Source organism: Gemmobacter fulvus (genome assembly GCF_018798885.1).
In the GTDB taxonomy this organism is placed as follows: domain Bacteria; phylum Pseudomonadota; class Alphaproteobacteria; order Rhodobacterales; family Rhodobacteraceae; genus Gemmobacter; species Gemmobacter fulvus.
Genome location: NZ_CP076361.1, coordinates 2,844,542 through 2,864,753, shown reverse-complemented (window position 1 = coordinate 2,864,753; position 20,212 = coordinate 2,844,542). Strand labels below are relative to the sequence as shown.

The following is a 20,212-nucleotide window of genomic DNA, read 5'->3' as shown; positions in this document are numbered from 1 at the left end:
GCCTCACACCGCTTTGACCACGGTTGAAATCGGTTGCAACACTCTGTGAAGCCGCACATCTTCCCCCTGCGTCAGTCCGCGGATATGGCTGTGCGGGCAAGCAGGGAGTGGGCGATGACGGATGCGCAACAGGGCCGCTGGGCGGTGGCTGCGATGTTTCTGGCCAATGGTTTCATCATGGGGGCATGGGCACCGCAGATTCCGCTGCTGCTGCCCCGCCACGGCATAGGCGAGGCGATGCTGGGCCTGTTGATCCTCGTGCTGGGTCTGGGCGCGGTGGCGGCCATGCTGTTCGCCGGGCGGCTGATCCAGCGCCATGGCGCGCGCCGCGTGCTGTGCGGCTTTGCCTTTGCGGTGATCCCGGTGCTGCCCTTGGTGGTGATCGCGCCCAATCTGCCGCTGCTGGCGCTGGCGATGGCGCTGTTCGGGGCGTTGATCGGCTGCATGGATGTGGCGATGAACGCCAATGCGGTCGAGGTCGAGCGCGGGATGCGCCGGGCCATCATGTCCTCCAGCCACGGATTCTGGAGCCTCGGCGGCTTTCTGGGTGGCAGCATTGGCGGGCTAGCGCTGGCGCAATGGGGCGCTGTGGCGCAGGCGCTGGGCGTGGCCGCAGCGGTGGCGCTGATCGTGACATTGGCCGCACCCCGGATTTATGCCGCGCCGGAGACCGGGCCGATGCAGGATGCGCCGAAAACCCGGCTGCTGCCGCGCGATCCGCTGATCTGGGTGATCGGGCTGATGGCCTTGCTGTGCATGGTGCCCGAGGGCGCGGTGATGGATTGGGCCGCCCTATACCTGTTGCAGGAACATGGCGCTGGGGTGGCGGTGGCGGGCATGGGCTTTGCCCTGTTCTCGGGGGCCATGGCGATCATGCGCTTTGCGGGCGATGCGGTGCGCAACCGCTTTGGCGCGGTGCTGACCCTGCGCGCCTCGGCCATTCTGGCCGCGCTGGCGCTGATGGTCGCCGCCGCAGCCCCCTCGGCCCCGGTGGTGCTGGTCGCCTTTGCGGTGGCGGGCCTTGGCATCGCCAATACCGTGCCGATCATGTTTTCGGCGGCAGGCAATCATCCCGGCATGGCCAGTGGCGCCGCGCTGTCGACGGTGACGATGATCGGCTACAGCGGGATTCTGGTCGCCCCCTCTTCCATCGGGTTTGTGGCCGAACACATCGGCTTTCGCTGGACCTATGGCGCGCTGGCGCTGTTGCTGCTGGTGGTTGCGGCGCTGGCCGGGCTGGTGCGGGCGGCGGATGCGGCCCGGCACTGAGGCGGGTCAGCCCAGCATCCGCTGCGCCAGCGCGATCAGCCGCCGCACCCGCGCCGTATAGGGCGGAAACAGCAGCGGCACCGGGCTGAACCTGTTGCGCAGCACGGCTTTTTCATGGCTGAAGGCCCGGAAGCCCCACTGCCCATGCGCCGCCCCCAGCCCCGATCGGTTCACCCCGCCAAACGGCAGGAACGGGTGCGAGAATTGCAGCATCGTCAGATTCACCCCGACAGAGCCAGAGGTGCTGCCCGCAATCACCTGCTCCACCAGCCCCCGGTCTTTTTCAAACATATAAAGCGCCAGCGGCTTTGGCCGCGCTGCGATGCGGGCCAAGGCATCGGGCAGATCGTCATAGATCAGCAAGGGCAGGATCGGGCCAAAGATCTCGTCCCGGTCCAGCCCCATTTCGGGTGTCACCGCTTCGATCACCGTGGGCAGGATGCGCCGCCCGCGCGACGGCCCACCCGTGACCAGCCGCGCCCCCATGTCCAGCGCCTCTCCCAGCAGATGCGTCAGGCGCTGCGCGTGCCGGTCGTTGATCACCAGCGTCAGATCGGGCGACGCCAGCCCACCGGGATAAAGCCGGTTGATGGCATGGCGCAGCGCCGCCTTGAAAGGGGCGGCAACGCTGGCATGAACCAGCACATGATCCGGCGCGATACAGGTCTGCCCGGCATTGGTGAATTTGCCGAAGGCGATCCACTTGGCGGCCTGTGCCAGATCCGCCCCCGGCCCGATGATGCAGGGCGATTTGCCGCCCAGCTCCAACGTGACAGAGGCCAGCGTCTTTGCCGCCGCCGCCATCACCCGGCTGCCAACCTCGGGGCTGCCGGTGAAAAAGATATGGTCAAAGGGCAGCGCCAGCAGCGCCTCGGCCACCTCTTTGCCGCCCTCGACCACCGCTACCAGATCATTGGCAAAGGTCTCGGCCACGATATCGGCAATCAGCGCCGATGTGGCCGGGGTCAGCTCTGACGGTTTCAGGATCGCGCTGTTGCCCGCCGCCAGACACGAGATCAGCGGCCCCAGCGCGAGATTGAGCGGATAGTTCCAGGGTGCGATGATCAGGCAGGTGCCCTTCGGCTCGGTCACGATCTGCGCCGAGGTGCCAAAGGCCGACAGCCCGGCCCGCACCCGCCGGGGCCGCATCCAGCGGCCAAGATGGCGCGAGGTATGGGCGATTTCCTGTAACAGCGGCAGGATCTCGGTCAGCACCACCTCTGCCTCGGGTTTGCCGAAATCGGTCGCCAGCGCTGCCACGATCTCGGCCTGCCGCGCCCGGATCGCGTCGGCCAGCCGGGCCAACGCCGCGCGGCGCTCGGTCAGCCCGAAGGTGGCGCGCCGCGCCGCCGCCCCGGACGATTGCAGGTGAAACAGCCTCGCTACCGGATCGCCACCGTCCATGCCGCCCCTCCCCCCGTCCTGTTGCCCTTTCTTGTCGGACCGCCACAGCGGTACCAGAAGGGCCTGTTTGCCACAGGAAAACGATTTATAATCAGAGCTTTGTTCTGGGATCACGTCAAGGATCCTGTGTGCCGCCGCCGCCAGATCGGCCGCGCCAGACGACAGAAATCCCGGCCACGCCGCCCGGTGCCCGGCCCCACGACTCTGCCTCCCGGCCTTTTTTCTTGACAAACAGACAGGCAGGCCCCATCTGCACCACAACCGACGCCCGTGCCGCGTGAGCACCATATGAGGGCGCGGGGACAGGTTCCCACCATCACGCAGGGGTTCCGCGGTGCCGACGGCACTCGGGAATCCGTTCCGAGGGCGAGGCGTCACCGCCCCCTCCTTCCGCCAGCTGGGCGGTTGCAGACAGGCCTGTGGTCTGTCGGAAAGACATATGATGACGACGTTCGCAGACCTCGGCCTTTCGCCGAATATCCTCAAGGCGCTGGAAAAAACCAACTTTACCGCCCCCACCCCGATTCAGGTGCAGGCGATTCCGCAGGTGATGGAAGGCCGCGACCTGATGGGTCTGGCGCAGACCGGCACCGGCAAGACGGCGGCCTTCGGCCTGCCGCTGCTGCACCGCCTGCTCGACATCGGCCACCCGCCGGGGCCGCGCAATGTGCGCGCCCTGGTGCTGGCCCCGACGCGGGAACTGGTCAGCCAGATCCACGACAACTTCATGGTGTTCACCAAGGGCACGGCGGTCAAACTGACCATGGTGGTCGGCGGCGCGTCGATCCACAAACAATCCGAGCGGCTGGCGCGCGGCACCGATGTGCTGATCGCCACACCGGGCCGCCTGATCGACCTGCTGGAACGCGGCGCGGTCAGCCTGGAAAAATGCGGCTATCTGGTGCTGGACGAGGCCGACCACATGCTCGACATGGGGTTCATCCACGCGCTGCGCCGGATTGCCAAACATATCCCGGTCAAGCGCCAGACGCTGCTGTTCTCGGCCACCATGCCGAAGGACATCGAAGAAATCGCCGACACCTATCTGCGCAATCCGGTGCGCGTGCAGGTCGCCCCGCCCGGCAAGCCGGTCGAACGCATCGTGCAGGGCGTCTATTACACCCCGCAGGGTGACAAGGCGAAACTGCTGGAAACCTATCTGAAAAAGCATCCGGGCGAACAGGCGCTGGTCTTTGGCCGCACCAAACACGGGTCGGAGAAGCTGATGAAGCTGCTGGTCAGCTGGGGCTTCAAGGCCAGCTCGATCCACGGCAACAAGAGCCAGAACCAGCGTGAGCGCACGCTGGCCGAATTCCGCGCCGGGGATCTGGATGTGCTGGTGGCCACCGATGTGGCCGCACGCGGCATCGACATTCCGGGCGTGCGCCATGTCTATAACTACGACATGCCGAATGTGCCGGAAAACTATGTCCATCGCATCGGCCGCACCGCCCGTGCCGGGGCAGAAGGCAATGCCATCGCCTTCTGTGCCCCTGCCGAGATGGAAGAGCTGCAAGCCATCGAGAAAGTGCTGAAAAAGCCGATCCCGGTGGTGGGTGGCGCGCCCTGGGCGATGGATGTGGTCAAGGCCGCCGTCAAGCCGGGCCAGAACCGGGGCCGCCCGCAGGGGGCCAAGCCGGGCGGTCGTCCGCAGGGCGCAAAGCCGCAAGGGGCAAAACCCCAAGGCCAGCGCGCCGAGGGTGGCAAGCCGTTTGGCGCCAAGCCGCAGAGTGCCAAACCGCAGGGCGCGGGCCGCTCTGCCGGGGGGCTTGCCACGCCGAAGAAACCGCAGGGCGCACGCCGCCCGGCCAATCGCGGCGCGATGGCCTCGTGATCCACATCACCGTGTCATAAAAAAGGGGCGGTTCACCGCCCCTTTTTGCATCTGGACACGGCCGCGGCGGCGATCAGCCCGCCGCCCTGGTTCAGGAATCCACCTCATCCTCAAGGTTCAGCTTCATCTCCAGCAAGACCTGCTGGATGGCCAGCGTTTCGCGCAACAGCCGCTTGGCCTCGTTGACTGAAATCTTGCCGTCGCCAATCGCCTGATTGTATTCCGCCATCAGCATGCCGAACCGCTGGGCCAGCGCCACCACATCGGCATTGATGCCCGACGACTGCGCATTGCGCTTTTCGGCGTCATAGCTGAGCGTGATGCCCCGCAGATCGGCCAGTGCCGAGGTCACATGCGGAAAGCGCGCCGCCGCCTCCAGATCCGCCACCACATCAATCGGCATGAAACGGTCGCCATGTTCGTGCTGATCCGAATAATAGCGCCCGATCGTCGCCTTGGATTTGCCGGTCAGTTCACATGCCGCTTCGATGCCCACGTCTTTGACGAGCGCCTCGGTATGTTTCTTGAGATAGGATGCAACGGACATTTCTCAACCTTCAAAACCCCTGCAAGAGCATGGGGGAAAACGATCTTCGTTTTCCCATTAATCGGATGACAGGGTTTTGTCATTCATAATTCAGTTCCGCGTAATCGGAACCGTAGTGAGTGGCCGGCGTCCCCAGCGTCGGCATGGGTAGGGGTCCGCCGTGCCTTGTTCTGTATGGAATGGGAGCCTGTTTTTTGGGCGACCCTGCGGCGGGCCCGTCCTGTGCGTAACCAGTTCTGCGATTGCCGGTGCCCCTCGTGCCGGGTGATCTTTGTGTAACGAGTATCCGGGGTGCCGTTCTGTGCCCCGATTGTGCCCGCGCCCTGTGGAACAAGGCTTTCCGAAGCCACCACATCCGGCGTGACCCCTGCCCGCACTTGCCAGTGCCCGTATCAGTGTCTGTAACGTAGCCGTATCAGTGAGTGTGTAACGATTTCGGACGAGTGACGCAAAAGCCCCGCTTGTGAAAGCCGGGGCTTTTGCGCTATCGCCGCGCGCATCATGGCAAAGCTTTACTTCCATTACTCCACGATGAATGCGGGCAAATCGACGGCCCTGCTGCAAGCCTCGCACAATTACCGCGAAGGCGGCATGGCGACCTATCTGCTGACCGCGCGGTTTGATGACCGCGCCGGTGAAGGCCGGATTGCCAGCCGCATCGGCATCGGCGAGGCTGCCGATACCTTTGGCCCGCAAGAGGATATGCTGGCCAAGCTGCGCACGCGCTTTGCGGCGGGCACGGTGGCCTGCGTGTTCATCGACGAGGCGCAGTTTCTGACCAAACCGCAGGTCTGGCAACTGGCGCAGGCCGTGGATGATCTGGGCGTGCCAGTGATGTGCTACGGGCTGCGCGTGGATTTTCAGGGCAATCTGTTTCCCGGCTCGGCGGCCTTGCTGGCCTGGGCCGATGAAATGCGCGAGGTGCGCACGATCTGCCATTGCGGGCGCAAGGCGACCATGGTGATCCGGCGCGGCCCGGATGGCCGCGCCCTGCGCGATGGCGAACAGGTACAGATCGGCGGCAATGAAACCTATGTCAGCCTGTGCCGCCGCCACTGGCGCGCGGCGGTGGCCGATCAGGCGGTTGCCTGAACCACCTGCCTCGACCGCGCGGCGATCAGCAATCCCGCCAGCGTGATCAGGCACATGCCGACAATCGCCAGTGGCGTCAGCGTTTCGCCCCAGATCAGCCAGGCCCAGAGCGCCGAGGCGGGCAGGATCACATATTCAAACACCGAGACCCTGCTGGCATCGGCCAGCTGATAGGCCTTGATCATCATGCCCACGCCCAGCAAGGATCCCGCCGCCTGCACAAAGGTCCAGAACCAGAAGGCGCCTGAGGGCCAGACCGCGCCGCGCTGCACAAAGCCCGCCGCCCCCTCCGGCACCGCCAGCGGCATCAGCGCCAGCAGGGCCATGCCGATCAGGCCCAGAATCCCAAGGGCCGCGAAAAACCCGCCCAGCAGGGTTTCGGCGCTTTCTTCGGGGCACCATTCGCGCGTGGCAATATTGCCCATGGCGTAAAGCCCGCCCGCCAGCACCGGCAGAAACGCCGCCACACTGGCCCCCGCCATCGCCGAAGGGCCAAGCACCAGCACCACACCGCAAAAGCCGATGGCCACGGCGATGATCCGCACCGGGCCGATCCTGTGGCCATAGGCAAAGCGCGAGATCAGCAGCACAAAGATCGGCGCCGTGAACAGCCCCGCCGCAACCTGTGCCACCGGCAAAAACGCCAGCGCGCCGAAATAGATCAGCATGGCCAGCCCGTGAATCGCCGACCGCGCCACCACCGCCCGCATGTTCACCGGACGCAAACGCAGGCCAAAAGGCACCATCAAGGCCAGCAGCAATCCCCAGGCCATGATCGACCGCGTGGCATGAAACTGCCACAGCCCGGCCTCTGCCGCGATCACCCGCACGAAATTGTCGGTAAAGCCGATCAGCATGGCATAGATCAGCACCATGCCGGCTGCGGTCAGCGTGCGATCCTGTGTCATGGGGGCCATGCGTAATTTCCTTTCGTGATGCTCTTTTCAATCACCCGATACGGACGCAAACTGCCCGCCGAAAAGCGACATATGCGCGAGATTTCGGGAGGATGCGATGGGCTGGTTGGTGGATGAATCGGGGCTCGACAAAAACGCGGCCAATTATGTGCCGCTCACACCCCTGTCGCATCTGAAGCGCGCCGCGGATATTCATGCCGACCGCACCGCACTGGTCTGGAAAACCACGCGGCGCAGCTATGCCGAATATGCCGTCCGGATCAGCCGCATGGCCTCGGCGCTGGTGGCGCGCGGCATCCGCCCCGGCGATGTGGTGGCCACGCTTCTGCCCAATATCCCGCAACAGGCCGAGGCGCATTTCGGCGTGCCCGCCTGCGGTGCGGTGCTGAACACCATCAACACCCGGCTGGATGCCGATACGGTGGGTTATATCTTCGGCCATGCCGGGGCAAAGATCGTGCTGGTGGACAGCGCCTTTGTGGCGCTGGCGGAACAGGCAATCAAGAAGATGCAGGGCCCCGCGCCGCAGATCATCGAGGTTGCCGATGCCGAGGCAGGCTTTGCCGCCAGCGGCCATTACCTTGAATATGAAGAGCTTCTGGCCGAAGGCGATCCGGGGTTTGACTGGATCCTGCCGCAGGACGAATGGGAAAGCCTCGCCATCAACTATACCTCGGGCACCACCGGGCGCCCCAAGGGCGTGGTCTATCACCATCGCGGTGCCTATCTCGCCACCATGGCCAATGTGATTGCCTGGCGGATGCAATTGTATCCCGTCTATCTGACCATCGTGCCGCTGTTCCATTGCAATGCCTGGTGCCACCCCTGGATGATCCCGATGATGGGCGGCACCATCGTCTGTTGCCGCGACATCACGGCGAAGGCGGTCTATGATGCGATTGCCGATGAAGGGGTTACCCATTTCGGCGGTGCGCCCATCGTGCTGAACACGCTGATCAATGCAAAGCCCGAAGACCGCCGCGACTTTGCCCAGATCGTCGAGGTGTTCACCGCCGGTGCCCCGCCGCCCGCCGCCACGCTGGCGGCGATTGAACCGCTGGGCTTCAACGTGACGCAGGTTTACGGCCTGACCGAAACCTATGGCCCCGCCACCGAATGTCTGTGGAAACCCGAATGGGATCAGAAAACCGGCGAGGACCGCGCCGCGTTCAAGGCCCGCACCGGCGTCGCCATGGCGACGCTGGAAGGGGCCGAGGTGCATGACACCCACGGCATGCCGGTGCCGCGCGATGCTGCCCATCTGGGCGAGATTGCCCTGCGCGGCAACATGGTGATGAAGGGCTATTACAAGAACCCCGAAGCCACCGCCGAGGCGTTCAAGGGCGGCTGGTTCCGCTCCGGCGACATCGCGTTGCAACATCCTGATGGTTATATCAAGATCACCGACCGCGCGAAGGACATCATCATTTCCGGCGGCGAGAATGTCTCTTCGGTCGAGGTGGAGGGGGCCTTGATGCACCACCCCGCCGTCAGCCTCTGCGCGGTCGTCGCCAAACCGGATGACAAATGGGGCGAAGTGCCCTGCGCCTTTGTCGAACTGAAGCCCGGCATGTCCGCCACTGAAGACGAGCTGATCAAACATTGCCGTGCCCGGCTGGCCGGGTTTGCCACCCCCAAAGCGGTTGTGTTTTGTGACCTGCCCAAAACCTCCACCGGCAAGATCCAGAAGTTCGAGCTGCGCGCCGTGGCCAAGCTGATGGCGCAGAAAGGATGATCCGCCCCGAGGGGCCGCAGGACGCGCCCGCCATTGCCACGCTGATCACCGAGGCCTTTCTGACCGCCGCCCATGCCGATGGCAACGAGGCCGAAATCGTTGCGCGGTTGCGGGCAGAAGGCGGCCTGCTGCTGTCCTTGGTGTCAGAAGGGCCAAACGGCATCCAGGGGCATATCGCGGCCTCGCCCTGTTCGGTGGGCGGGCAAACGGGCTGGGCCTGCATCGCGCCGCTGGCGGTGGATCCGGCGCAGCAGCGCAGCGGCATCGGCACGGCGCTGATCGGGGCGGCGCTGGCACAGCTCAGCCGCCTGTCGGTGGGCGGTGTGGTGATCGTCGGCGACCCGGTTTATTATGGCCGCTTCGGCTTTGCCGCCGACCCGGCGATCTTTGCGCCCGACATCCCGCCCGACTATGTTCTGACCCGCCGATGTGCCAGCACCGCCGCCGGTGCCCTGCGCTTTCATGCCGCCTTCGGTCTGGACTAGCCTATTGCCGCGCTGCGGCGGGCAGAGCCGGTTGTGAGCCTGCATCATCCGCGCTAAGGTCCGCTGAACGCGGCAAAAAAGGCCCTCCATGCGCAGCACGGCGCTGAAAAAATATCAGAAGCTGGAAAGTCCGGGCCTGTGGCGCGAGGCGCCGGAGTTGCAGCGCCGCGAGGTTGTGGTGGCGTTTGGCGAAGCTTCGCTGACGCTCGCCGATCCGCGCACCGAAACCGCGCTGTCGCATTGGTCTTTGCCCGCGGTGGAGCGGCTGAACCCCGGCGAGATGCCTGCGCTCTATGCCCCTGGACCCGATGCGCTGGAAACGCTGGAACTGGACGATACGACGATGATCGCGGCGCTGGAAACCGTGCGCGATGCGCTGGCGTCAGAACGACCCAAACCGGGGCGGCTGCGCGGCAGCCTGTTCCTGATCGGCACGTCGCTGGTGCTGCTGCTGGGCATGGCCTTTGTGCCCTCGGCCATGGTCGATCATACGGCGGCGATGGTGCCCGAAGCCACCCGCAAGGCGATTGGCCGCATGGCACTGGCTGATCTGTCGCGCGTGGCAGGTGCGCCCTGCGCCGATCCCTCCGGGCAGGCGGCGCTGGACCGGATGGCGCTGCGGGTCTTTGGCCCCAACCCGCCGCAGCTTTATGTGCTACGCGATGGGGCTGCCAAGGCGCTGCATCTGCCCGGCCATATCATCACTCTGCATCGCAGCCTGATCGAACCGCAGGAAAGCGGCGAACTCGCCGCCGGTTTCGCGCTGGCCGAGGCGCAGCGGGCCAGCACGGCCGATCCGATGGAACCCTTGCTGGATCATGCGGGGCTGCGCGCCACCTTTGGACTGCTGACCACCGGGCGGCTCGATCCTGGCGCGGTCGAGGGGTATGGCGCGGAACTTCTGCTTGCCCCCCCCGCCCCGCTTGCGGCAGAGCCGCTGCTGGCGCGCTTTGCCGAGGCGGGCATCCCCTCCAGCCCCTATGCGCGGGCACTGGACCCGAGCGGCGAGGCCACGCTGGCGCTGATCGAGGCCGACCCTTTCGCCCGCAGCCCAGCCAAGCCCGTCTTGCCGGATGGCGACTGGATCAGCCTTCAGGCGATCTGCGCCGAGTGAGCGGCAGACAGAAAAGCGCCCCCCGGCCAATGGCAGGAGGGCGTGAGATTTATATCTGCCCGTTTTTTGCCTGAACGGAAATGTCTTAGCGGATGAAAGCGTCGCCAAAGCCTGCGCCGCGCGCCGCGCGCAAGGCCATCTGCGCCGCAGCGCTGTCGGCAAAGGGGCCGGCCATAACCATCTGCATCTGCTTGCCGCCTTTGCTGATCTTCGCGGTGCCAACCGGTAGGCCCGCCGCGCGCAATTGCGCCCGCGCGCCCTCGGCATTGCTGGCCACCCCGAATGTGCCGACCTGCACATAGAAGCTACCCTTGGTTGCCGGTTTGGCAACCCGCGCCGTTGGCTCGGATTTGGTCGAGATCTGCACGCGCGGGGCGGTGCCCTTGGTGGAGACGGCTACCCGGCGCACCACGGTGCCCTGTGCCGCGACCAGATTGGACGGCACTTCCCGCGTCCACAGCTGATCCTGCTGCGCCTGACCCTGTGCCGTGCCCTGCGCCCGGTAGGGATTCAGGCGGTCATCCGTCCAAGCGGCTTTGTAGCCCTTGGGCATCACGATCGGCTCGGGGGCTGCGGCGTAGGTCGTCACGATGGTCGCGCGATCCGCGCTGCCCACCGCATCGACCGACATATTGCCCCGGCTGACGCGGGTGCCTGCCGGATCATAAAGCCCGGCCCCGACGCGGTTGCCCTCGCCCATCGCCACCTTGGCGTAAAGCGGGGCCCGTGCCCCGGCCAGGGTGCCATCGCCTCTGGTGCAAAGAACCGCTGTGCCGCCATTGGACAGCGACACCAGTTTCGGCACCGGGGCCGAGGTGTAGCAGCCGATCTTGCCGCCGGTCAGCCCGGTCTGCACCGGGCCAAGGATCGGCTCGGGCGCGCGGGTCACGGGCGGCTGCACCGCCACACGCGGCGCCTGTGCCATAACCACCGCAGGCGGTGCGGCAATGGCGGCGGGCACGGCCCGCGTCATATAGGGCTCGGCCGTCATCGCGCCCGCAGGCGGCGTCATGCGGATCTTCGGCGGGGTGGTCAGCGTCGCCACGGTGTTCAGCGGCTTGCCAGTCGCCCGGGGGGCGGGTGCTTCGGCCACAGTCACGGCAGGCGCTTCGGCCACCGGCACAGGATTGGCCATGGCGGCAAGGGTGGGCGGATAGCCGCAGAGCGCCTTGCGATCCCGGCTGACGCGCGGCACCCAGTTGGTGCGCCCGCTCAGGCCTGCGCGCAGGAACACGCAGCCCCGGCTGTCGACATACATCTGGCCCTTGAAGCTGGAGGGCGGCAGCTCTGCGGGTCCACCGATTTGCGCAACCGTCTGCGCCTGCGCAACAGTAACCCCGGCAACAGCCGCCAGAATTGCGGCCGCAACAATCTTACGAAGCATGACTACCCCCATGTAGTATGGGCGAATCATGCGTTAGGATTGTTCCCGAGTAAAGGGGTAATCCCTTATTTAGTGCCGAACATACGGTCGCCCGCATCCCCTAGGCCAGGAACGATATAACCGTGTTCATTCAGGTGACTATCCAGCGAAGCTGTAACGATTGGCACGTCGGGATGGGCTTCCTTCATGCGGGCAACCCCCTCGGGTGAGGCCAGCAGGCACAGGAAACGGATGTTCCTGGCCCCTGATTGTTTCAGAAGATCAATCGCCGCGACCGAAGAATTGCCGGTGGCGAGCATCGGATCCACCACGATGCAGATGCGCTCTTCCAGATGATCGGGCACCTTGCAGTAATATTGCACCGGCTGAAGTGTTTCCGGGTCACGATACAATCCGACAAAGCCGACCCGCGCCGCCGGGATCAGTTCCAGAATACCATCCAGCAAGCCGTTGCCCGCGCGCAGAATGGAAATCAGCGCCAGTTTCTTGCCATCCAGCGTCGGCGCATCCATCGGCTGCAACGGCGTTTCGATGCGCGTCGTGGTCATGTCGAGTTCGCGCGTCACCTCATAGGCCAGAAGCAGGCTGATCTCGCGCAGCAGGCGGCGGAAGCCAGCGGTCGAGGTCTCCTTGTCGCGCATGATCGTCAGCTTGTGCTGCACCAGCGGATGATGGACGACGGTCAGATGCGGCAGCGGCTGATTATCGGGCATAGGCTTGCTCCAGTGTCTTGGCGAGGGTTGCGCGGGTATCGGCGTCACAGAAAGCGGCGTCAAGCGCGGTGCGGTTCAGGGTCTGGAACACGCCGTCATCCCACTCCAGCGCGTCTGCCAGACGGTCCCATTCCCGCGCCATGCTGGTGTGAAAGAACGGCGGGTCATCGGTGGAGACCGTGACCTTCACGCCCCGGTCGTAAAGCTGGCCGATGGGATGCGCGCGCCAGTCCGGGTAAAGACCCAGCACGATGTTCGATCCGGGGCAGACCTCCAGCACGATGCCCTGTTCGGCCAGTTCATCCACCAGCGCCAGATCCTCGATGGCGCGCACGCCATGGCCCAGACGGCTGGGGCGCAGCGCGGTCAGCGTATCGCGGATATGCTCCGGCCCGCGCCATTCCCCGGCATGGACGGTGATCCCCAGCCCGGCCTCGCGCGCCATGTCGAAGGACCAGGCGAAATCCTTGGGCTCGCAGATCTTCTCGTCGCCACCCATGCCAAAGCCGGTGATGAAGCGTCCCGCCGTTTCTGCCGCACAGCGCGCGGTTTCGCGCGCCTTGTCGGGGCCGAAATGCCGGATTGCTGTCACGATCCCGCGCATGGTGATGCCCAGATCACGCTCCGCCTGTTCGGCGGCTTCGGTCATCGCATGCAGATATTCGCGCCACGCCCCCAGATCGCGCCCACCGCAAAAATCCGGGCTGATGAACATTTCCGTGTAGATCACGCCATTTGCCGCGCTTTCTTCCAGCACCGCCAGCGTCAGGCGGTGAAAATCCATCGGGCTTTGCAGGACCGAGGTCGCCGCTTCGTAGATTTTCAGGAAGTGCCAGAAATCGGTATAGGCATAACCGCCGCGCGCATCGAAAATGCCGGAAATGTCGATATGCTTTTCCTTGGCCAGCCCGCGGATGAAGGCCGGTGGGGCCGCCCCTTCCAGATGCAGGTGCAGTTCCAGTTTCGGGTTGGATTTCAGGCTCATAGAAAACTCCGTCCCGGCCCTTGCGCCGGGATGCCAAGATGGGCGGCGACCGAGGCCGCCATATCGGTGAAGGCACAAAGGCCGATCTCGCCCGCCCCCACGCCCGCTGCCAACACCGGCACCCGCTCGCGCGTGTGCTCGGTGCCCCGGAAGGTCGGATCATTGCCGTGATCGGCGGTGAACAGGGCCAGATCGCCGGGGCGCAGCCGCGTCAGAAAGGTGCCCACCCGGCTGTCGAATACCTCCAGCGCGCGGGCATACCCGGCCACGTCGCGCCGGTGGCCATAAAGGCTGTCAAATTCCACGAAGTTCGCAAAGGTCAAAGATCCCGGCTCTGCCTCGGCTACCAAGCGATCCAGATGGTCGAAAAGGGCAAGGTCGTCTTTGCCCTTGTGCAGCCTGCCGATGCCGCGATGCGAAAAGATGTCGCCGATCTTGCCAATGGCATGGGTCATCCGCCCGGCGGATGCCGCCCAATCCAGCAAGGTTGGCGCAGGCGGCGCTATGGCAAAATCGCGGCGGTTCGCGGTGCGCTGAAACGCGCCCACCTGCCCGGTGAAGGGCCGCGCAATCACCCGCCCCACCTTCATCGCATGCAGGCTTGGGGCCAGTGCTGCGCAAAGCGCAATCAGCCGGTCGAGCCCGAAGCTTTCCTCATGCGCCGCAATCTGGAACACGCTGTCCGCCGAGGTGTAACAGATCGGCCAGCCGCTGCGCAGATGCTCGGCACCATGGCGTTCGATGATCGGAATGCCCGAGGCATGGCAATTGCCCAGAATGCCCGCCGTCCCCGCCAGACGGCAGACCTCGGCCACCAGCGCCTCGGGGAAGGCGGGCTGCGTGTCGGGGAAATAGGTCCAGTCCCATGGCACCGGCACCCCCGCCAGTTCCCAATGCCCCGAGGGCGTATCCTTGCCGCGCGAAACTTCGGTGGCCGCCCCCCAGCGCCCGCTGGGCGCGGCCGTCAGCCCCGGCACCTCTGCCCCGCTGGCCAGCCGACAGGCTGCCCCCAGACCCAAGCCATCTAGATGCGGCAGCCGCAGCGGCCCGCTGCGCCCGACCTCGGCCCGTCCTGCCGCACATTCCGCAGCAATATGGGCAAGCGTATTCGCCCCGGCATCCCCGAAATCGGCGGCATCCGGCGCGCCGCCAATGCCAACACTGTCCATCACCACGAGAAAGGCGCGGCTCATCAGGCAATCCTTTTCAACACCAGCGGCGGCTCGGCCACCGCCTGCGCGCCCAGCTCATAGGCGGCCAGAACGCTGCGCACGGCGGCTTCGGCCTCTGACACGCTGGCCGCATGGACCATGGCCAGCGGCACTCCGCGGTGCATCTCTTCGCCCAGCCCGGCCAGATCCGACAGGCCGACCGAGGGGTTCACCCGGTCACCCTCTCGCAGGCGACCACCGCCCAGATGCACCACCGCCTGCCCCAGCGCAAAGCCGTCGATCGCTGTCACAAACCCATCGCGCGGGCTGGGCACTTCGCGCGTGACTGGTGCTGCGGGCAGACGGTCCGGCCAGCGGTCGACAAAATCCGCAGGCCCACCCTGTGCCGCCACCATCCGGCCAAAGACTTCGGCCGCCGCCCCGCTGTGCAGCGCCTGTTCGATCCGCGCGGCCCCATCGGCGGCATCCGCCGCAAGGCCGCCCAGCGCCAGCGCCTCGCCGCCCAGCGCCGCCGTGATGTCCCACAGCGCGGCATTGACCGAGGTGCCGGTCAGCGTCTCCATCACCTCGATCACCTCCAGCGCATTGCCCGCTGCCGTGGCCAGCGGCTGGCTCATGTCGGTGATCAGCGCCGTGGTCATGCAGCCCGCCCCCTGCGCGGTTTTCACCAGCGCACGCGCCAGCGCTTCGGCCCGGTCCATGGTCTTCATAAAGGCACCAGAGCCGACCTTCACATCCAGCACCAGCGCCTCAAGCCCCGCCGCCAGCTTCTTGGACAGGATCGAGGCGGTGATCAGGTCAATGCTTTCCACGGTCGAGGTCACATCGCGGATCGCGTAAAGTCGGCGGTCTGCCGGGGCAATATCGCCACTGGCCGATACGATGGCGCAGCGTGTCTCGGCAATCTGCCGGCGCAGTTGCGCCTCGCTCAGGCCGGTGCGGAAGCCAGGGATCGCCTCAAGCTTGTCCAGCGTGCCGCCGGTATGGCCCAGACCGCGCCCCGAGATCATCGGCACATAGGCCCCGCAGGCCGCCAGCGCAGGCGCCAGCAGCAATGACACGCAATCACCGATCCCGCCGGTGGAATGTTTGTCCAGCACCGGGCCGGGCATATCCCATTCCAGCACCCGCCCGGAATCGCGCATCGCCTGTGTCAGCGCCACGCGCCCGCCCTCGCCCAGCCCCTTGAGCAGCACGACCATGGCAAAGGCCCCGGCCTGCGCATCGCTGACCGCACCCGATGCCAGCCCGTCGGCAAACCAGCGCAGATCGGCCACACTGGGCTGCCCGCCATCGCGCAGGGTGGCGATGATGGCGCGGGCGTCGGTCATGCGCCGTCGCCTCCGGCGCTGTCGCTGGCGGCCATATGCGCGGCGGTGAACACGCCAGGCAGCAGATCGGCCACCGTCATGCGGCGCGACTGACCCGCCGTCGTGCACAGCGTCACCACCACATCCTGCGCTGCGAATTCGGCGATCTTCTGGCGGCAGCCACCACAGGGCGGCACTGGATCCGGGCTGTCGGCAATCACCAGCATCTCGGCAATCCGTGTCTCGCCCGCCGCAACCATGGCGGCAATCGCCCCGGCTTCGGCACAGGTGCCTTCGGGATAGGCGACATTTTCGACATTACAACCGGCATAGATCACGCCTGAAGGCGTGCGCAGGGCCGCGCCGACCTTGAAACGCGAATAGGGGGCATAGGCGTTTTCACGCACGTTCGTCGCGGCATCAAGCAAGGACATGGCGGCTCCGGTTTTGACCATTTGGTTCGGAGTGTGCGGCAGCGCCGCGCGATAGGCAAGCGCAGCCCTTGCGGCAGTGCCCGCCCGCCGTCAGAGGCGCTCTGTCGCAAAGACCCCCGGCAGGCTGACTTCCAGCAATTCCAGATCCTCGGTCGGGTCGGCATAGCGGGTTGCCATGCCGGGCGGCACCACGAAGGCATCGCCGGGCGACAGGCGGAACGGTGCTTTGCCCTCGCCTTCCAACAGCAGATGCCCCGCCATCACGAAGGTGAACAGGATGTCGCCATCATGCCGTGTCCAGGGCGCGGGCGTGCCCATCGCATTGGACAGGGGCCGCACCACCATCACCGAGGCTACACCCTGGGTATTGGCGCAGATCGTGGTGTCGCGAGCCTCGAACCCCGGAATGCGGAAGGGCCGGAACTGCCCCTCTGCCCCGATATTATGCACAAAGCGCTGCCCCTGCCATTCGCGGTCAGGGCGCAGATGCGGCGTCGGCAGGGTCATCTCATGGTCGATTTCGGTCACATGCTCGGCGGGCACGCCAATCTCGATGACCTCGATCCCGTCCGAGGCTTCCAGCACCCGATGGCGGATCTCGGGTGGCTGGATGAAACAATTCCCGGCAGTCAGGCGGATTTTCGGCCCCTGGTCCTCATAGACCACATCCACCCAACCCTTGATGCAGAAGATGAGTTGAAAGCCGACCTTGTGGTAATGCACCATATCGGGCACCGGGCCACCATCAGGGATGCGGATATGGCTGGCAATCACCGCCCCGCCCAGACGCGACGGCACAAGGTCGCGGTAGTGCATCCCGGCGCGGCCAATGATCCACGGGGCCTGATCGGCCAGACGCCGCACCAGAAAGGCATGTTCGGTCGGCGGCAGCACCAGTGGCGGGTTCAGATCGTCAATCTCGACCCGCGTGCCATTGGGCGCGGTCAGCAGCCGCGCGCCTGCGGCCACCTCATCCGGCGCGTCAGTCAGAAGGCGCAGGGTGCCGGGGGCCTCTGTCGCGCCGACCTGAAGCCGCAGCCGCAGCCCATGGCCCGACAGCACCGCCACTTCGGGATTGTCCGCCGGGTAGATCGTGTCGAGCCGGAAGCCGAGCGTGCGGGTGAAGAACGCCAGATCCGCGCGCAGATCCTGGCTGGGCAGGCGCATTTCGGCGCGGGCGCTATTGCGGCTTTCCGTCATTGTTTCCTTCCCCCGAATTGGCGCAGAGTGCCGAGGGGACGGATGATTTGCAAGCTTTGGCAAAAGATGCTGTTGGCGCAATCAGGCTTGCGTGATTTTGAGAGTGGTTTAAGGGTAAACCAAATTTCCGGGAGGATGATATGGAAGAAGCACGGCAGGATAACGCCCGTCAGGCGGCGCTGGATTATCACGAATTTCCCAAGCCCGGAAAGCTTGAGATCCGCGCGACGAAACCGCTGGCCAATGGCCGCGATCTGAGCCGCGCCTATAGCCCCGGCGTGGCCGAGGCCTGCCTTGAGATCAAGGCCGATCCCGCCACGGCAAGCCGTTATACGGCAAGGGGAAATCTGGTCGCGGTCGTCACCAATGGCACCGCCGTTCTGGGGCTTGGCAATATCGGTGCGCTGGCCTCCAAGCCGGTGATGGAGGGCAAGGCCGTCCTGTTCAAGAAATTCGCCAATATCGATTGCTTCGATATTGAACTGAATGAACCAGACCCGCACAAGCTGGCCGATATCGTCTGCGCCCTGGAGCCGACCTTTGGTGCGATCAACCTTGAGGACATCAAGGCCCCCGACTGTTTCATCGTCGAAAAACTGTGCCGCGAGCGGATGAACATTCCGGTCTTTCACGATGACCAGCACGGCACCGCCATCGTGGTCGGCGCGGCGGCAACCAATGCGCTGCATGTGGCGGGCAAGCGGTTCGAGGACATCAAGATCGTCTCCACCGGCGGTGGCGCGGCGGGCATTGCCTGCCTGAACATGCTGCTGAAACTGGGGGTGAAGCGCGAGAATGTCTGGCTCTGCGACATTCACGGGCTGGTCTATGAAGGCCGCGCCGAGGATATGAACCCGCAGAAGGCGGCCTATGCGCAGGCATCGGACAAGCGCAGCCTGTCGGATGTGATCGACGGCGCGGATCTGTTCCTCGGCCTGTCCGGCCCCGGTGTGCTGACGCCCGAGATGGTGTCGCGCATGGCCCCTGCCCCGATCATCTTCGCACTGGCCAACCCGACGCCAGAGATCCTGCCCGATGCCGTGCGCAGCGTGGCCCCCGATGCGATCATCGCCACAGGCCGGTCTGATTTTCCCAATCAGGTCAACAACGTGCTGTGTTTCCCCTTCATCTTCCGCGGCGCGCTGGATGTGGGCGCGACGCAGATCAATGATGCGATGCAGCTGGCCTGTATCGACGGGATTGCGGCGCTCGCCCGCGCCACCACCAGCGCCGAGGCCGCCGCCGCCTACAAGGGCGAGCAACTGACCTTCGGGCCGGATTACCTGATCCCGAAACCCTTCGATCCGCGCCTGATCGGCGTTGTTGCCTCGGCCGTGGCCAAGGCGGCGATGGAAACGGGTGTGGCCACCCGCGCGATTGAAGATCTGGCCGCTTACCGCGAAAAGCTCAACGGCTCGGTGTTCAAATCGGCGCTGATCATGCGCCCTGTGTTCGAGGCCGCGCGTCAGGTCACCCGCCGCATCATCTTTGCCGAAGGCGAGGATGAACGGGTGCTGCGCGCCGCAAATGCGATGCTGGAAGAAACCACCGACAAGCCGATCCTGATCGGCCGCCCGGATGTGATTGCCACCCGCTGCGAACGCGCGGGCCTGCCGATCCGCCCCGAGCGGGATTTCGAGATCGTGAACCCCGAAAGCGACCGCCGCTATCGCGATTACTGGTCGAGCTATCACGAGCTGATGGCGCGGCGCGGCGTGTCGCCCGATATTGCCCGGGCCGTGCTGCGCACCAATACCACGGCGATTGCCGCCATTGCCGTGCATCGCGGCGATGCCGACAGCATGATCTGCGGCACCTTCGGTCAGTATCTGTGGCACCTGAACTATATCTCGCAAGTTCTGGGGCGCGACGGGCTCAGCCCGCATGGCGCGCTCAGCCTGATGATCCTTGAGGATGGGCCGCTGTTCATCGCGGATACGCAGGTCAACCCGGTGCCAACGCCCGAACAGATCGCGCTGACCATTCTGGGGGCCGCGCGCCATGCCAAACGCTTTGGCGTGACCCCGAAAGTGGCGCTGTGCTCGCATTCCAACTTCGGCAATCTTGAGACGGATTCGGGCCGCCGGATGCGCGCGGCGCTGGAGATCCTCGACAGCACGCCCCGTGATTTCATCTATGAGGGTGAAATGAGCGTGGATGCCGCACTCGACACCGAGCTGCGCGCCCGCATGTTCCCCGAATCGCGCCTGCAGGGGGCCGCGAATATTCTGGTGTTCGCCTATACCGATGCCGCGAATGCCGCGCGCAACATGCTCAAGATGAAAGCGGGCGGGCTTGAGGTCGGGCCGATCCTGATGGGCATGGGCAACCGGGCGCATATCGTCACGCCGTCGATCACGGCGCGCGGGCTGCTGAACATCTCGGCTTTGGCCGGCACGCCCGTCGCCCATTACGGGTAAAGCACAGCACAGGGCCGCGCGTTGCGTGGCCCTGTTGCCCCGGGGGAATCAGCGCCCGCACCACAGGCTGCAAACTGCATAAACTTTGCAAACCCGGCCTGACTGCGTTGAATTATTGGCATATCGCGCAACTTTGCAAAAGTTTGCCAATCCACATCCGCATAAATTGCAAATTATTCTGCCCCAGCGCCGTTCCG

The 20,212-nt window shown here is 65.3% G+C and carries 17 protein-coding genes; 7 read left to right on the top strand and 10 right to left on the bottom strand.

The annotated features are described in order from the left end of the window. Positions 1-114: 114 nt before the first annotated feature. Positions 115-1,269: an MFS transporter gene (locus KM031_RS13870; protein WP_215506919.1), complete on the top strand. Its 1,155-nt coding sequence runs from the start codon at positions 115-117 to the stop codon at positions 1,267-1,269. 6 nt (positions 1,270-1,275) lie between these two features. Here KM031_RS13870 and KM031_RS13865 read toward each other — a convergent pair whose 3' ends face one another. Beyond that, positions 1,276-2,673 carry an aldehyde dehydrogenase family protein gene (locus KM031_RS13865; protein WP_215506921.1) on the bottom strand — a complete coding sequence of 466 codons (1,398 nt, stop codon included), beginning with the start codon at positions 2,671-2,673 and terminating at the stop codon, positions 1,276-1,278. 442 nt (positions 2,674-3,115) lie between these two features. On the opposite strand from KM031_RS13865, the gene KM031_RS13860 reads away from it, so the two are divergent. Next, a complete protein-coding gene (locus KM031_RS13860; protein WP_215506977.1) occupies positions 3,116-4,507 on the top strand; it encodes a DEAD/DEAH box helicase in 1,392 nt (463 codons plus the stop codon). A gap of 91 nt (positions 4,508-4,598) precedes the next feature. Here KM031_RS13860 and KM031_RS13855 read toward each other — a convergent pair whose 3' ends face one another. Further along, the gene (locus tag KM031_RS13855; protein ID WP_215506923.1) at positions 4,599-5,054 is read right to left on the bottom strand and encodes a hypothetical protein; all 456 of its coding nucleotides are present in this window, start codon (positions 5,052-5,054) and stop codon (positions 4,599-4,601) included. A gap of 501 nt (positions 5,055-5,555) precedes the next feature. Between KM031_RS13855 and KM031_RS13850 the strand changes: the two genes are divergently transcribed. Further along, a complete protein-coding gene (locus KM031_RS13850; protein ID WP_215506925.1) occupies positions 5,556-6,146 on the top strand; it encodes a thymidine kinase in 591 nt (196 codons plus the stop codon). Here KM031_RS13850 and KM031_RS13845 read toward each other — a convergent pair. Further along, positions 6,131-7,063, bottom strand: coding sequence for a DMT family transporter (locus tag KM031_RS13845; RefSeq protein WP_215506927.1), 933 nt, complete (start codon positions 7,061-7,063; stop codon positions 6,131-6,133). The genes KM031_RS13850 and KM031_RS13845 overlap by 16 nt on opposite strands. Before the next feature lie 97 nt (positions 7,064-7,160). Here KM031_RS13845 and KM031_RS13840 point away from each other — a divergent pair, with 97 nt between their 5' ends. From KM031_RS13840 to KM031_RS13830, 3 genes are all read left to right on the top strand, one after another. Then, positions 7,161-8,798, top strand: coding sequence for an AMP-binding protein (locus KM031_RS13840; protein WP_215506929.1), 1,638 nt, complete (start codon positions 7,161-7,163; stop codon positions 8,796-8,798). Beyond that, positions 8,795-9,283 (top strand): GNAT family N-acetyltransferase, encoded by a 489-nt coding sequence (locus KM031_RS13835; protein ID WP_215506931.1) that lies wholly within the window; start codon positions 8,795-8,797, stop codon positions 9,281-9,283. The genes KM031_RS13840 and KM031_RS13835 overlap by 4 nt, the downstream gene beginning before the upstream one ends. An 88-nt stretch (positions 9,284-9,371) precedes the next feature. Continuing rightward, a complete protein-coding gene (locus KM031_RS13830; RefSeq protein WP_215506932.1) occupies positions 9,372-10,397 on the top strand; it encodes a hypothetical protein in 1,026 nt (341 codons plus the stop codon). Between the two features lie 85 nt (positions 10,398-10,482). On the opposite strand, the gene KM031_RS13825 is transcribed toward KM031_RS13830, so the two are convergent. From KM031_RS13825 to KM031_RS13795, 7 genes are all read right to left on the bottom strand, one after another. Further along, the gene (locus KM031_RS13825) at positions 10,483-11,781 is read right to left on the bottom strand and encodes an SPOR domain-containing protein (RefSeq protein ID WP_215506934.1); all 1,299 of its coding nucleotides are present in this window, start codon (positions 11,779-11,781) and stop codon (positions 10,483-10,485) included. 65 nt (positions 11,782-11,846) lie between these two features. Beyond that, complete coding sequence (upp, locus tag KM031_RS13820) at positions 11,847-12,494, bottom strand: uracil phosphoribosyltransferase (protein WP_215506936.1); 648 nt, start codon at positions 12,492-12,494, stop codon at positions 11,847-11,849. Further along, positions 12,484-13,479, bottom strand: coding sequence for an adenosine deaminase (locus KM031_RS13815; RefSeq protein ID WP_215506938.1), 996 nt, complete (start codon positions 13,477-13,479; stop codon positions 12,484-12,486). Before KM031_RS13815 ends, upp begins: the two co-directional genes overlap by 11 nt. After that, on the bottom strand, positions 13,476-14,672 hold the full coding sequence (locus KM031_RS13810; protein WP_215506940.1) for a phosphopentomutase: 1,197 nt from the start codon (positions 14,670-14,672) through the stop codon (positions 13,476-13,478). The genes KM031_RS13815 and KM031_RS13810 overlap by 4 nt, the downstream gene beginning before the upstream one ends. Beyond that, entirely contained in the window at positions 14,672-15,982 is a 1,311-nt protein-coding gene (locus tag KM031_RS13805) for a thymidine phosphorylase (protein ID WP_215506941.1), read from the bottom strand. Before KM031_RS13805 ends, KM031_RS13810 begins: the two co-directional genes overlap by 1 nt. After that, positions 15,979-16,416 (bottom strand): cytidine deaminase, encoded by a 438-nt coding sequence (locus KM031_RS13800; RefSeq protein WP_260691971.1) that lies wholly within the window; start codon positions 16,414-16,416, stop codon positions 15,979-15,981. The genes KM031_RS13805 and KM031_RS13800 overlap by 4 nt, the downstream gene beginning before the upstream one ends. Before the next feature lie 69 nt (positions 16,417-16,485). Beyond that, entirely contained in the window at positions 16,486-17,595 is a 1,110-nt protein-coding gene (locus KM031_RS13795; protein WP_215506945.1) for a cupin domain-containing protein, read from the bottom strand. A gap of 140 nt (positions 17,596-17,735) precedes the next feature. Between KM031_RS13795 and KM031_RS13790 the strand changes: the two genes are divergently transcribed. Continuing rightward, positions 17,736-20,015, top strand: a complete 2,280-nt coding sequence (locus tag KM031_RS13790; protein WP_215506947.1) for an NADP-dependent malic enzyme — start codon at positions 17,736-17,738, stop codon at positions 20,013-20,015. Positions 20,016-20,212 lie beyond the last annotated feature (197 nt).